The sequence below is a fragment of the Rudanella lutea DSM 19387 genome (assembly GCF_000383955.1).
Taxonomy (GTDB): Bacteria; Bacteroidota; Bacteroidia; order Cytophagales; family Spirosomataceae; genus Rudanella; species Rudanella lutea.
On record NZ_KB913013.1, the window covers coordinates 5081030 to 5095323 of the forward strand.

Genomic DNA, 14294 nt, shown 5'->3' on the forward strand with positions numbered 1-14294 from the left:
GTCGGCGTTCGGGTTTTTGTTCAATAGATTTTTCGTTCCGACCAGTCTGCTTCCAACTAAAAACCCTAAACCCTAAACCCTATTTACGATTCGCCCAGAATTGCCCGGCGTTGCGCGTCACTCAGGCGGTCTTTCACCGATCGGGCCAGGTTAAACTCACTCTCGAACAGGCGTACCAGCATATCGCGCCGGGCGTTGAGCCGGTCACGCTCAGCTTCGGCGCGGGTCAGGTCGGGCAAAATTTGCCATTTCTGCGCCCGAAACTGATCCATTTCTTGCCGTAAGAATTTGGTTTCGGTTTCGTAGCGGATGGTAAAGGCGCGTTGATCGCGGAGGAGTTGCCGGTTGGCCGAGTACGCTCTGAGGTCGTCGCGTAACACCGTCAGCAAACCCAGCAGTAGCTTTCCGCCAAACAGAAACAGACCCAGCACAAACAGGCCCAGGGCCGAGGCCATTGGAGCCGACTGGCTCTGGAGCGCCATCATCCAAACAAAGCCAGCTGATACTACCGGCAGGGCAATCTCTTCGAGCACTCGCCGAACCGACAATTGGCCCGCCGGGTCGTGAAACAACGACGTCCGGCTAAACAGGCCAAACATTCCAGCCAGAAAAACACCCCCCGCGATAAACGTTGTGTGGGTGGGGTAGGCAGTCTGTAAAGCCGTTTCGATCAAAAAGTAATTGCCCACACACATAGCGCAGGCCAGTAGCAGCCCAACCACGGTGCGCGGCAACTGGTGTTCGGCCGGTGGTTGGTTACGCAGCGTGGTGTACTGTTGCTCCAGTTCGGCGAGGCTGTTTTCACGTTGGCCAATAAACAGGTTTAGCTCCCCGATTTTCTCGTTGTACTGCTCAATCTGCCGTTCGAGACCAGCCGTTTGGTGGGCAAAGAACGTTCGGATGACGGCCGTTTTTTCTTCGGGCCGGGCCTCCGATAACCCAAAAATAACCCCCTCGTCGCACAGGAGCCGCTCATCGGTGAGCCAGTCGGGGGCCGTCTGCGGCACAACCGGAAGCGTAGCCACCGGGGGCACCGGGGCGGGCGGGGCTACCATAGCCACTGTAGCCGATGCCAGACCAGCCTCCGGGGGAGATGGTGCTTCGGGTACGGGGGTGGGCCGACCAGACCGGAAAAGACGTCCTAAAAATGTCATGGCGCAAAAAAAGCGAATTGGGCGTAAAGGGCAAGAAACGGGCTCGTTTAAGCCGGTTGAATGGGCAGATAAACCGTGAAGGTGGCACCCTCGCCCAACCGACTCTGGGCGGTGATGGTTCCTCCGTGGTTTTCGGCAACGCGCCGACAGATGGCCAGCCCGATGCCCGAACCCGCAAACTGAGCCGGGCTATGCAGTCGCTGAAACACCTGAAAAACCCGGTCGGTGTACTGTTCGTCGAATCCGATACCGTTGTCCTGAATATGGATAACCGCCATAGGGCCTTTGGTCGGGTTGTGTACCTTGGCCTGCACATTCGGGGCCAGGTCGTTCCAGGGTTTCGTTTCGCCAAAGACCCGGACTATGGGTTTAACGCCCGAACGCCCGAATTTGATGGCGTTGGAGAGCAGATTTTGAAATAATTGTTCCAACTGAACCGGGTCGCCCGGAATATCGGGTAGCGGTTCGATCTGAATCTGAGCCCCGCTTTCTTCAATCGGTACGTACAGATTATCAACCGCTTCGGTTACAAGCTGATTGAGAGAGGCCGTACTACGCTTTTCGGGATGCACACTGATGCGGGAGTAGGTGAGCAGATCCCGGATCAGCAGCGACATCCGACGGGCGGCTGTTTGCATGCGCGTAATCATGTCGTTGGCTTCGGGGGGGAGCGTACGGCCGTAAGTTTCGCTCAGCATATCGCCGAAAGCAATGATTTTGCGGAGCGGTTCCTGCAAATCGTGCGAGGCCACGTAGGCAAACTGTTGCAGGTTCTCGTTGGAGCGCATCAGGTCGAGGTTGGCGCGCTGTAGAAAATGATTCTGACGTTCCAGCTCCAGCTCCGCTAGCTTACGTTTTGTAATATCCGACACGGCAATCAAAACGCCGTCGCCCTGCTTCACAATGCGGGTGTCGAACCAGCCATCGGCAGGCCCCTGATTCCCGTTTAGCTCTTTCTGGAACGGTTCGCCGGTAGCAATGACCTGCTTAAATACGTCGATCAGTTCGGGGGAGTCGGGGCAGTCTTCTGCTCGAATCCGGTTGTCCGATTCGCTTTCGGTAGGGAGCTGGGCAATCTGGGCGATGGCTTCGTTGGACATGACCCAGTGAAAATCGATAATGGCCTGTTGGTCGTCCCGAACGGCCTCAATCAGCCCGATACCTACCTGTACGTTGTCGATCACTTTCCGCAGCAGCTCGCTTTGCTGCTGCGTAGCAAACTCGGCCTCCCGGATCGGGGTAATGTCGCTGAACGACGAAATAACCCGGTCATTGCCCAGGTACGAGAGTTGCGTATCGACCCATTTTCGCGCGCCCTCAATCAGAATGCTGTACTCAAACCGTTGGATTTGTTTGGTCTCCACCACCGATTCGTAGCGCGGGAATAGCGTTTCGTACTGTTGCTGGGGAAAAATGACCGAAGCCAGTTGCCCAATCGTAGCCGACCGTTGCCGACGGCTGGTGAGCAAAGCCACCGCGTTGGCCTCAACAATCTTGAAGTCCACGATTTGGCCTGCCTTGTCGCGGATAGCCTCCGACACAAACACACCCGCCGGAATGGCGTCCAGAATCCCCTCCAGGGTTTCGGTTTGCTGTTTAAGCGCCAGTTCAGTTTGTTTGCGTTTGGTGGCTTCGTTGACCGTTACAATGATGCTATTGTCGAACTGGGCCACAAAAAACTCGTACCAGTTGGGTCCGATATGCCGTTCGAACCGGGCGTGTTCGCCGGTTTGGGCGACTCGGGTATAGTGCCGGAAAATGGCCGTCTCGCGGAAGTTCTGAAAAATGGCCGACAGAGGCTTCTGGTAGGCATCCTCTTCCGAAACGTTCATCCAGTTGAAGGCCAGTTGATTGGCCCTTATTAGCTGGAAGTCAACGATTTGTCCGGCTTCGTTGAAGATGGTCCGGTGCAGGGCAATAGCACTGGGGGCTGTCTGAATCATCCGGTCCAGCAACTCATTCTGCTGTTTTTCGAGCAGGTCGCGTTGTTTAGACAGGGTAATGTCGATGTAGCTGGCTACCACACCCCCTTCGATCGGGGTAATCCGGACAGTGTACGAATGCAGGGCATTGTCGAGGCTGCGCCGGGAGTCGGTGTCGTACTGAACCGCTCGGCCGCTCTCAACCGCCAACGCACATTGTCGAAACAGATACAGGCTGGGGTCGTGTTTCAACAGTTCCAGCAGCGACTGGTTCAGCAGCTCTTCGGTGGGGCGGTTGAAATCATTGCGCGCCTGTTCGTTTAGGGCGATTAACGTAAAGTCACTAATCTGGCCCGACTCGTTGTATACAGTTTTGTACACAATAGTGCCATTCAACGATGCATTGAGCAGCGTGTCTACTTGATTTATGCTGGCGCTGAATGAACTTGACATGTTACGGATTGAAGTTGAACAGGTTGGGATACGGTTGGGCAAACATACTGGTTTGTTCCTATTAATCCGCAGTGGCCGCCCGCGGACCAACCCTTTTTCTGTATCTTTGGTGGACAGATTTTAATTCGTATGCCCGACGTTCATTCTCAGAACCGGCTCTTCAATCGCCGGGGTTTTTTGCGTCAGAGTACGCTGGCAACGCTTAGTTCGCTGCTGGGTGCTGAAATTGTGTTTGCCGATCGGTTGCCCCGGCACTATCTGCCGGTAGTGTTTAGCCCGACTGACGGTCCGATTAACCCCATGACCGACAAGCACAAAGATCTGGTTGTGCTCAACGATAAGCCCTGGAATGTAGAAACGCCCGCCCATCTGCTCGACGATCGAATCACGCCCGCCGAGCGGATGTTTGTCCGTAACAACGGCCTCATTCCCGAAAAAATAGACCCGGCTACCTGGAAACTGACCATCAACGGCGAGTCGGTCAGAGCGCCCAAAACCTACACGCTGGCCGAACTGAAGAAGAAGTTCCGGCACCATACGTATCAGCTCGTGCTGGAGTGCGCCGGCAACGGGCGGGCGGGGTATTACCCCAAAACGGCCGGTAACCAATGGACCGACGGAGCTGTGAGCTGCGCCGAGTGGACGGGTGTACGGCTGAAAGATATTTTGGCCGACGTGGGCCTCAAATCCGACGCGGTGTATATCGGCTACTACGGCAGTGATTTGCACCTGAGTCAGGACCCCAAAAAAGAAGTGATCTCGCGGGGAGCCCCCATGCACAAAGCTCTTGAAGACGAAACGCTCGTGGCCTGGGCCATGAACGGGAAGGATATTCCCGTGGTCCATGGCGCTCCGCTGCGGCTGGTTGTAGGTGGCTGGCCAGCGTCAGTGTCGGGCAAATGGCTACATACCATCAGTGTGCGCAACAAAGTACATGACGGGGCCAAAATGACCGGTAAAAGCTACCGGGTGCCTATCGACCCGGTGGAGCCTGGCGTAGACCCGCCCGAAGATCGTTTCCGGATTATTGAGTCGATGCCTGTGAAGTCGCTCATCACGTTCCCGCGCACCGGGACCCTGTTGAAGCCGGGCGAAACCGTTGCCCTGCGTGGTCATGCGTGGGCTGGCGACCGGGCAGTGCGCTCGGTAGAGGTGTCGATGGATTTTGGCGCTACCTGGCAAGCCGCTAAGCTCGAAGTCCCCAGCAACCGACTGGCCTGGCAACACTGGACGGCCGAGGTGAAGCCGCCCCGTCCGGGATATTACGAACTCTGGGCGCGGGCTACCGATGAAGCCGGAGTGTCGCAGCCTATGGTAATGCCACAATGGAACCCCGAAGGCTATTGCAATAATGCCTGCCACCGGATTGCGGTGAAGGTTGGTTAAACGCAAAACACGTATGAATAAGGGACTTTTCGCCGGTTTACTGCTTGGCCTGTCGGTTGGCTTAGTGGCATTTACACTGCCTACCCGTTCGTTGTTACCCACGCGTACCAGCACAACCACCGACAGCCTGCAACTGGATAAGGAAACGGGGCTGGTGATCGACGATCGGCTAACGCTTGTAAAAGGACAGTGTACGGCCTGCCATTCGAGCAAGCTGATTTTGCAAAGCCAACTTACCCGCGATGGCTGGCGGCAGAAAATCCGCTGGATGCAGCGTACGCAAAAGCTCTGGGATCTGGGTGAGTCGGAGCCGGTTATTCTGGATTATCTGACCCGATACTACGGCCCGAAAGAGCGCCCGTTTGATGGCCGTCGGTTGCCCCTGCCTAAGCCGCAGTGGGGGATTTAGTTTATAGTTTGTGGTTTATAGTTTACAGTCTACAGTTTACAGTTTAGCGTTTTCAGTTGGGCTGTAGTTGCCTGTTTGCGCCAGTCTGCGCACGTTGTTGCCCCTGATTCATGTCGACCAAAGTCTTATACCAAACGCTCTACCAAACCGAACACCTGTTTCGGGTTCCTACCGAGACGCTCGCGGATTGGGGCGGAACGGTACCTGCCATCAGTGAGCCGGTTGTGGTGCCACCTGTACCGGCTATTCCGCCCGTGCAGGAGCCGCAACTCGTGCTGCTGGAACCGCAACCCGTCGCTTCGCCGGGCGTCGTAACGCCGGTACTTGACGATCTGCGAGTTGCCCACGAAGAGAGTCCGGTTGAGCGGCTGACAACAGCCCCCGCGGTCGACGCAGTACCCACCCCAGTGCCGCCGATAGTGATGCCGGACGAGGTTCCGCTGATGGTAACTCCCCCGCTCACCGCGTCGGTGACCGCGGTCGAGCCTGTGCGGGACACCCGCCCACCGGCGCGCCCGGCCGAAGCCCGGAAACCAGAGTTGCTAAAGCACAAAGTGCTTATTTTGGCCGACGAGGATCTGGCTCCCAGCGATTTGCTGTTTCTGGAGAAAATCCTGAAGGCGGTCAATCTGGATGTAAACGGCGTTGACCTGTTGAATGTCTACGGCGTGGCCGACGTGAATTTTGCCGACGTGTTGCGGCACAAATACATTCATCATTTTATCACGTTTGGCGTACCCTTCAAGCGTATCAATCTGGACATTATGATGGACCGCTACCAGCCGATCCGTTTCGACGGTATCACGTTCCTCATGGCCGACTCACTGCCCGTGATCGAAGCCGATCAGAATCTGAAACGACAGCTTTGGAACTCGCTCAAACGGGTGTTTGAGATCGGGAATATGTAATGGGTTATATGCCCAAAACAATAACGCCCGGAAAGTATCTTGCACTTTCCGGGCGTTTGAATTACAACCTACACCGATACGGCCGAAGTAATCGCGTAAATGTGCAGTTGCGTGATGTAGGCAAATGATTTCCGCCCGGCGTTGTCGGTTGGGCCGCCGTAATCCACATTTTTCTGCAGATCATGAATCGTGTTGTACATCGACAGGGCTATGTCGTCCGACCGGATCGGGGCAATGACCAGGTTGTCGTCCGAGTCGCCATGAAACTGGATTGAAGCCTGCGCTACCTGAATATACCCGTTGATATCGAAGCCCGTGATCAGAATAATGTGGTCGTCGCCGGTGTTACGCTCGTAGTCGATTTTAACCGATACAAACATGCCGGTCGGCTTCCCATTATCCGACTTCATGAGCGAGGTTTCCATGTACCAGGTTCGAAAGCCCAACGTCTCGCCCGAATCTTTATCGTCGTAGGTGTACTCAATTACCTGATTGTATTCGCTGTTGCTATCGCTGTCACTCCATTTTACCCAGCCATTCTGGCCATTGTGTTCGTCTTTAACATCCATGCCCGTATAGCTATCGAGCGACTGAGCGAATTTGAGATAATCAAACGTCATGACTTGTGTTCGTTTTAGGTTAAGAGGTTATTTGACAGATACACAGCTATTGAGCCGGTTGACGGTATGGCACACAACCGCCGTGAAATAGAATCGGCCGCCGTTGTCGCTCATCCGGACAATCAGCTCAGAGAGGGTATTAAACAATTTACAGAAGCCATCGAACACGGCCACGGCCGATTGCGCTGCGGCTTCGGAAATACCGGCTGTTTCGAGAGCGCCCACGGCCCCCAGGATCTCAGCTGAAGCGTCAACGACCTCAATCACCACTTTGGGAATCTGATAGCCATCGTTGCCTGCTTCCCAGGTTCCTTCGATACTGACCATGCTGGCGTTGCTGGTATCAAACGTGATATGCAGCTCCACATGATCGTCGGTAGCCCCCCCGCGTATGTGATCCATTTTGACCACAAGCACCGGCTGGCCACTCTGCCAGGTGGGATTATAGATCCGGTAGTCGGAGTCTTCGACGGTGTATTTGATCGCTTCGCCGTCTTTGTCGCTCTCGGCGTCCGGGAAAAGAGAATTAAACTGACCGATGTTTAAACTAAGAGACATTTGATTGGTAGTTAAAGAGAAAAGTTGTGCCTACTCGTTGGCTTTTCGGCGTCCGCCACCTGCGTTGAGGTCTTCGGTGTCATACTTTTCTTTGGGAATACTGAATGAGAAGTACTCCTGCTTGAGGCTGGGGGTGCCCGTTTAGGTTTGGCAAGAAAGGGACTGGTTGAGGTGTTCATGGATTGTGTTATTTGTCGGAAATGACCCCGGCAAATAGCACTGATCGCGAAGGATGCGCTAACACTCTCGTTACATTTTTTAACACGTATGTTTCATTTGATAGTATGAAAAATATTTTAGTTAATCATAAGTAGTTTTGAATGTAATTAATGTATATAAATAACTGATAAATAGCGAATTAGCGCTTTTTGTCTATGAGGTAAGTAGCGTGCCTGTGCCAGGTAAGAAGAAAGGGGAGAGAGGGCTACGGATAAAATTGGTTATTTCCGGTTACAGACGGGGCAGTTATCTAAGCCTTTGCTTATTTTGGGGTTTTAACGTTTGGTATGTCTCTTCATTCCATTGCGCTGACGCTGGTACCGGGCGTTGGCGATGTACTGATTCGCCAGTTGGTAAGCTATTGCGGTAGCCCCGAAGCCGTATTTACGTCGCCAGTGGCAAAACTTCTTCGGATTCCGGGTATTGGCGAAGTGACAGCCCGCGCTATTCGGCAACCGCAGGTACTTCTGGAAGCGGAAGGGGTGATGCGGCAGCTCGAAAAATTGAAGGTCCGCGCCCTGTTCTATACCGATATCGACTACCCGGCCCGACTCCGGGGCCTGTACGATGCACCCGCCCTGCTTTACTACAGCGGAGCCGGTGATCTGAACGCCCCGCGTACTATTGGGCTTGTGGGCACGCGGCAGGCTACCGATTACGGACGGCGTATTACCGACGAAATTGTGCAGGCTATGCAACCCTATGGCGCAACGGTGGTGAGTGGCCTTGCGTACGGAATTGATATTGCCGCGCACCGGGCGAGCCTCGCACATGGTCTGCCTACCGTTGCCGTGATGGCGAGCGGAGTCGATGTGATCTACCCGTCGCAGCACCAGAAAACGGCCCACGAGATGCAGCTAACGGGTGGGCTACTCACCGAAAGTCGCCCCGGCGTAAAACCCGACGCCCGCCTGTTTCCGGCCCGCAACCGGATTATTGCGGGTCTGAGCGATGTGGTCGTGGTGGTGGAAGCAGCCGCCAAAGGGGGCGCTCTGATTACAGCGGAGTATGCCAATAACTACCACCGTGAGGTGTTGGCCGTACCGGGCCAACTGAATCAGGCGTTTTCACTTGGCTGCAACAAGCTGATTCGCGAAAATCGCGCTCAGATTTACACCAGCCCGCAGGATATTATCGACGCCGTTCGATGGTCGGTAGAGGCTGCCTCGGCGGGCACAACAACGGGTACACGGGCTACTTCGGCACCACTACCCATTGATGTTACAGAGGAAGAAAGCCAGATTCTGGCCCTGTTGCGCCAGCACCCCGATAGTCATATTGATGATTTAAGCTGGCGGAGTACCATCCCGATGGGGCAGTTGGCCGCCTTGTTGCTCAACCTTGAATTTCAGGGCTTCGTGCGGTCGCTGCCGGGCAAAAAGTATCAGTTAGTGTAGCCTTTCAGCGCAGGTGCCCCACGAGCGTAACGGCTTCAACGGCCTCGCGCACGTCGTGAACCCGCAAAATCGAAGCCCCTTTCTGGAGGGCTACCGTGTTGAGCACGGTGGTGCCGTTGAGGGCTTCGTCGGCGGTGATACCGAGCGTACGCCAGATGGTCGATTTACGCGACAGGCCAATCAGGAGCGGTTCATCGAATACCCGAAACGCTTCGAGCCTGTGCAGCAGGGCAAAGTTATGAGCGGGTGTTTTGGCAAAGCCGAAGCCGGGGTCGAGTAAAACATCGAGTTGCCCCAGCGCCCGTAACCGGGCCAGCTGAATCGCCAGCTCATCAATTACCTCGGTAACTACATTGGTGTACGTCGCCATTGACTGCATCGTTTGCGGGGTGCCCCGCATGTGCATGAGCACGTAAGGTACCTGCAAGGCTGCTACCGTTTCGAACATCTGCAGGTCGAGGGTGCCACCAGCTACGTCGTTGACCATACAGGCCCCAGCCTCAACGGCCTGCCGGGCTACCTCTGCCCGGAACGTATCGACCGAAAGCAGAGCCTCAGGCCAGTGCCGCCGGATGGCCTCAATGGCGGGTAGAACCCGGTCGGCTTCTTCGGATGGGCTGATGTTGGGGGCACCCGGTCGGGTCGAGTAACCACCAATATCCAGAAACGAGGCTCCGTCCTGAAGCATTTGGCCCGCTCGGTCAATGAGCGCCTGTTCGAGCGCCCCTCCGGCGGGTACGCGGCTTCCGGCGAAGAACGAATCGGGGGTGATATTGAGGATGCCCATGACGGCCGGGCCGTGGCTGAGGTCGACGAGCCGACCCCGGCAATTGAGCGTTTTTTTCGTATTTTGCGACATTAAACAGAGTGGTCAAAGGCCGGGGATTGGGGGAGGTGCCCGTATTGGCTTACTCCCGTATCGAATGCCGACACGGCAGCCCGGACTACCGACCGCCCATCACTATGGCGAATACCGAAACACAATATCGGCAGGTTGTTGAGCGCTGCCAAGACCTGTTCCTGAAAAAAAATAAGGATTACGGCACGGCATGGCGCATTTTACGGCTGCCGAGTATTACCGATCAGATTTATATCAAGGCCCAGCGTATTCGGACACTTCAGGAAAAAGGTGTTTCGAAAGTAGGCGAGGGGATTGAACCTGAGTTTGTTGGCATCATCAACTACTGTGTGATGGCCCTGATTCAGATGGCCTTGCACAACGACCCCCGCACGGATATTCCGCCGGTTGAACTCGAAAGCCTGTACAATGAACAAATTGGCCGGGTTATTGATCTGTTGTTTGCCAAAAACCACGACTACGGCGAAGCCTGGCGCGATATGCGGGTCAGTTCGATGACGGATATTATCCTGATGAAGCTGCTCCGAACCAAGCAGATTGAAGACAATGCCGGGGCCACGCTGGTTTCGGAAGGCGTAGAGGCCAACTACATGGACATGATCAATTACGCTGTGTTTTGCCTGATCAAAATGGGTGAAAAAGCCTCTACTCCGACCCAAACGGTTTAATTTAGCCGGGTCTGGATATAAACAACGAGTTTTTTCGTTACTAACCGTACTCATTATCTGGTGTGACGACACCGCCTACGTTCTGAAGCGCGAATGGAAGCCAACCTAACCACTCCCCCCAAAGTAAAAACCGGTACGCCCGGCATGCTCATTGCCGCCCGTATTGCCCGCTATCTGGTCGGTATCATCTTCATTATCTCGGGGCTCATCAAACTCAATGACCCTGTCGGAACCCAGATCAAACTGGAAGAGTATTTCGAAGTATTTGCGCAGGACTTACCGTCCCTGCACGGTTTTTTCGAAGCGCTGATTCCGGCGGCTCTGCTCATTTCGGTGGTCATGTGCGTGCTCGAGGTGGTGCTTGGTGTGGCCCTGCTGGCCTCGTATAAGCCCAAACTGACTACGTGGGTGCTGCTGCTGCTGGTGAGCTATTTTACCGTGCTCACCTTTTACTCGGCTTACTTTAACAAAGTGACCGACTGTGGCTGTTTTGGCGATGCCCTCAAACTGAAGCCCTGGACTTCGTTTACCAAAGACGTGGTGCTGATGGTGCTCATCCTGTTTATCATCGGGCACCGCAACCGGATGCCGTCGCGCAAAACCGGGTGGCTGGTCGCTTTGGCGACCATCTTCTCCATTGGTCTGGGGGTGTACGCTATCGAGTTTTTGCCCCCGTTTGATCTGTTGCCGTACGCGGTCGGGAAGAATATTCCGACGCAGATGAAGCCCTCCGAAGAGTTGCGGTACAAATACATTGTGACCAAAGACGGCAAGGAGTTTGAATTTGAGAAATACCCAACCGAAGGCGGCTACACGTTTAAGGAGATGGTGTTGCTGAACGAAAACGCCAAGCCTAAAATCACCGATTACCGGGTTTGGAACGATGCCGACGGCGACTTTACTCAGCAGACGTTTGAAGGCAATAAGCTCTTTGTGATTATCAAGAACGTGAAGGATTTTGACACGGGGAGTCTGCCCGCTATCCGGTCGTTGCTAAAAGGATTGCAGGGTTCTTCGGTGAGTCCGTACATCCTGACATCAGTGGGCGGTACTGAAATTGAAGCGTTCATGAAGGAATATCAGCTCGATGCCAAGGTGTATCAGGCCGATGCTACCGTCCTGAAAACCATCATGCGGTCGAATCCTGGCACATGGTTGCTCAGCAATGGTACCGTGCGGGGCAAGTGGCACGTAAACCTGACTCCTTCGCCCGAAGAAGTAATCGAATTAGTCAAGTAAAAGGCATAGGGAGACGCTGATTATCAGCGTCTCCCTATGCCTTTATTCCCTACTCCTTTGAAGAATATTTACCTCATCGGTATGCCATCGTCAGGTAAGAGCACGCTGGGGCGTCGGCTTGCCAACGAGTTGCATTACCGGTTTATTGATACCGATAAGATTATTGTTCGGGAAGAAGGCCGGAGCATTGCCGAGATTTTTGCCGAACAGGGCGAAGCGTATTTCCGCGAGGCCGAAACCCGGGCGCTGCACAGTATCCGGCCGGGCGAAGCGCTCGTTGTAGCAACGGGTGGGGGAATGCCCTGTTTTCATAACAATATGGATTACATCAAAGCGTCGGGTGTCTCTATTTTCTTGGACGTTGCTCCCGAGGTTTTGGTCGAGCGTATTCTGGCCCACGCTACCCCCGACCGCCCTTTAGTCAATCATCAGGACCCTGCTCTGCTCGAAAATCTGCGTCAGAAATACGAGTCGCGCTTACCCTACTACCGGCAGGCCGACATTGTTGTGACAGGCTCGGCCAATGAGCAAATGCTACTCCGCGAGTTGGGCAACTGGTTGTAAATTATATACGTTTTGTGAGCAAGTACTGGACATTCGGACTACAGACACTAGACGTATTGGTTGATTAGGTTGTTACTTTTTCTGTTCGCGTTATCACCCATTGCCCGAAAGCGTTGCCCGCAACCACTGTCCACAACCACTGCCAGGGTAGGGAGTGGTGTTTCCAAGTAATAACCTTGTCGCTCAATACAGCTAGACGTAAGACTTGCTGCTATACTGTAGAGAAGTCTAACGTCTAGTGTCCAATATCCAACGTTCAGTACTGAATTGTCGTAAAAAAGCGCGCAAGTAGCTAGTTGATAGCCGTTTGCGCGCTTTTTTGTATTCAACCTCCAGACACGATCAGTCCTGAACGGTTTTAGAAAAACGTACCTAACGAGAGCGTAATGGCGCTGAGTTTATTGTTGATCAGCGCCGAGCCATAATCAGCGGGGTTGGGCCGGGTATAGGGCGTAAAGGCCGCTTCAGTTGTGTTGAACGTTCCTGACACGTCGGCAAAGAAACGGTCGTTGCGGTAGCCAAGGCCGCCTGAAATCAGCAGCCGGGTGCGGTCGATGTTATCACGGCGGCTGATGTCAGCGTCGGGCAGGTAAGCCGCCCCGCCCCGAATCCGGAACATACCGGCCCGGAACTCGGCACCGGCCCGTACATTCACCACATTCTGGTACGATTGCTGAACCGTGTTGCGGACGTTGTTGCGAAACGCGCTGTTGTCGCTCGCGTTGCCCCCGGTAGTATTGGCTCGCATACCGGCATAGCCTACATATTCAGCCGAAGCCGTCAGGAAACCAATTTTACCTCCGCCCAAAAATACCGTGGCACCACCCGATGCCCGCAATGGCCCCGTAATCGTGTAGTCGAAATCGTTGGGAGCTACATCGACGTCGGTAGCATCGAGCTCGCCTACAATGAGGTTGGCAAGATTTGGGTCGATCGGGTTTACGCGCAGATTTTGGGTAAACGTTTCGGTAACGCGCATGAAGTTGGGCGAAGCAACCGTGGCCCCAATCTGAACGCTGGGGGTGAGTTTATAGATAGCGCCCAGCGTGGCGTTGATTCCGTTACCAGATACCGTCAGCCGGTCGCGCTGCCCGATGTCGCCAAAACTATTTCCTCCCTGAATCACCTCGGTCAGCACATTGTCGGAGTTATACCGTAGCCGCGACAGACCCACGTTAATACCCAGGTACAGTTTGTCGTCGAGGTTACCGGCATAGGCTACGGTCCATTGCGACTGTGATCCCGACGACTCAAATGTATTTTGCTGCGAGCGCGGGTTCAGCAGGTCGTAGCTGAAAAACGGAGCCCGCGTGTTGTTGCCTTGGGCGTCAGGTGTACCATTTACAAGATAGAGCTGGTAAGCAGCCGCCAGCAGGTCGTCGGCCTGCCGGGTGTTTGGGTCGTATCCGTTATTGAGCTGACCGCCGGTAAGGCCCTGAATGCTGTTGGCGTCATCAATCAGGTTGTCGACCAGTGAACTACGGCGATTGAGCCCTTCAAACGTAAATCCGTTATTGAAATTGATATTCTGGTGGTAGCCAACCCCAAAAGTGGTCCGACGCCAGCGCCGGTTGCTGTTGCCATTGTCGCCCCCGGCCAGAATAAGCCCTAACTGCCCCACGGCTACTCGCCCCCGGCTGTCGGTGGTGGTGCTGCCCAGATACGATGTCTGCGACGAATTGTTGAGGAAGGTAGGGCTAAAACTCAATTCCGATCGGTTGTAGAAACCCAGGCCCGCCGGGTTGCCAAACAAGGTGCTGGCATCGCCCCCCAAAGCCGTATGGTTTCCGCCAATACCCCTGAACCGGGCCGTACCCGATTGCTGAATCTCGTTGTATTGAAAAGCGGCATCGGCATAGATGCTTCCCGTTTGCCCAAACGCTGCTCCCGTACCAAGAAGCAGGCCGCCTAATATAAGAAGTCGAGTAGTCATGTGTG

13 protein-coding genes are annotated in these 14294 nt (G+C 54.6%); 7 read left to right on the forward strand and 6 right to left on the reverse strand.

From position 1 onward, the window contains the following. Positions 1-83 precede the first annotated feature (83 nt). Both RUDLU_RS0120925 and RUDLU_RS28915 read right to left on the reverse strand, forming a co-directional pair. Positions 84-1154: a hypothetical protein gene (locus RUDLU_RS0120925; RefSeq protein ID WP_044129586.1), complete on the reverse strand. Its 1071-nt coding sequence runs from the start codon at positions 1152-1154 to the stop codon at positions 84-86. 47 nt (positions 1155-1201) lie between these two features. Beyond that, positions 1202-3529, reverse strand: a complete 2328-nt coding sequence (locus RUDLU_RS28915) for a PAS domain-containing sensor histidine kinase (protein ID WP_019990387.1) — start codon at positions 3527-3529, stop codon at positions 1202-1204. Between the two features lie 129 nt (positions 3530-3658). On the opposite strand from RUDLU_RS28915, the gene RUDLU_RS0120935 reads away from it, so the two are divergent. From RUDLU_RS0120935 to RUDLU_RS0120945, 3 genes are all read left to right on the forward strand, one after another. Then, complete coding sequence (locus RUDLU_RS0120935; protein WP_019990388.1) at positions 3659-4915, forward strand: sulfite oxidase; 1257 nt, start codon at positions 3659-3661, stop codon at positions 4913-4915. Positions 4916-4928: 13 nt separating this feature from the next. Further along, positions 4929-5324: a hypothetical protein gene (locus tag RUDLU_RS0120940; protein ID WP_019990389.1), complete on the forward strand. Its 396-nt coding sequence runs from the start codon at positions 4929-4931 to the stop codon at positions 5322-5324. A 110-nt stretch (positions 5325-5434) separates the two neighbouring features. Beyond that, entirely contained in the window at positions 5435-6232 is a 798-nt protein-coding gene (locus tag RUDLU_RS0120945) for a hypothetical protein (protein WP_019990390.1), read from the forward strand. 68 nt (positions 6233-6300) lie between these two features. Here the strand turns inward: RUDLU_RS0120945 and RUDLU_RS0120950 are convergent, their stop codons facing one another. Next, complete coding sequence (locus RUDLU_RS0120950) at positions 6301-6852, reverse strand: hypothetical protein (RefSeq protein ID WP_019990391.1); 552 nt, start codon at positions 6850-6852, stop codon at positions 6301-6303. A gap of 27 nt (positions 6853-6879) precedes the next feature. Then, positions 6880-7410: a hypothetical protein gene (locus tag RUDLU_RS0120955; RefSeq protein ID WP_019990392.1), complete on the reverse strand. Its 531-nt coding sequence runs from the start codon at positions 7408-7410 to the stop codon at positions 6880-6882. Between the two features lie 506 nt (positions 7411-7916). Here RUDLU_RS0120955 and dprA point away from each other — a divergent pair. After that, entirely contained in the window at positions 7917-9026 is a 1110-nt protein-coding gene (gene dprA / locus RUDLU_RS0120960) for a DNA-processing protein DprA (RefSeq protein WP_019990393.1), read from the forward strand. Between the two features lie 4 nt (positions 9027-9030). Here the strand turns inward: dprA and folP are convergent, their stop codons facing one another. Beyond that, positions 9031-9885, reverse strand: a complete 855-nt coding sequence (gene folP, locus RUDLU_RS0120965; protein ID WP_019990394.1) for a dihydropteroate synthase — start codon at positions 9883-9885, stop codon at positions 9031-9033. Between the two features lie 104 nt (positions 9886-9989). Here folP and RUDLU_RS0120970 point away from each other — a divergent pair, with 104 nt between their 5' ends. From RUDLU_RS0120970 to RUDLU_RS0120980, 3 genes are all read left to right on the forward strand, one after another. Beyond that, entirely contained in the window at positions 9990-10553 is a 564-nt protein-coding gene (locus tag RUDLU_RS0120970; protein ID WP_044129589.1) for a DUF1599 domain-containing protein, read from the forward strand. 93 nt (positions 10554-10646) lie between these two features. Continuing rightward, the gene (locus RUDLU_RS0120975; protein WP_019990396.1) at positions 10647-11792 is read left to right on the forward strand and encodes a BT_3928 family protein; all 1146 of its coding nucleotides are present in this window, start codon (positions 10647-10649) and stop codon (positions 11790-11792) included. A 57-nt stretch (positions 11793-11849) separates the two neighbouring features. After that, positions 11850-12356, forward strand: a complete 507-nt coding sequence (locus RUDLU_RS0120980; RefSeq protein WP_019990397.1) for a shikimate kinase — start codon at positions 11850-11852, stop codon at positions 12354-12356. 358 nt (positions 12357-12714) lie between these two features. Here RUDLU_RS0120980 and RUDLU_RS0120985 read toward each other — a convergent pair whose 3' ends face one another. Next, positions 12715-14289 (reverse strand): hypothetical protein, encoded by a 1575-nt coding sequence (locus RUDLU_RS0120985; protein ID WP_019990398.1) that lies wholly within the window; start codon positions 14287-14289, stop codon positions 12715-12717. Between the last annotated feature and the right edge of the window lie 5 nt (positions 14290-14294).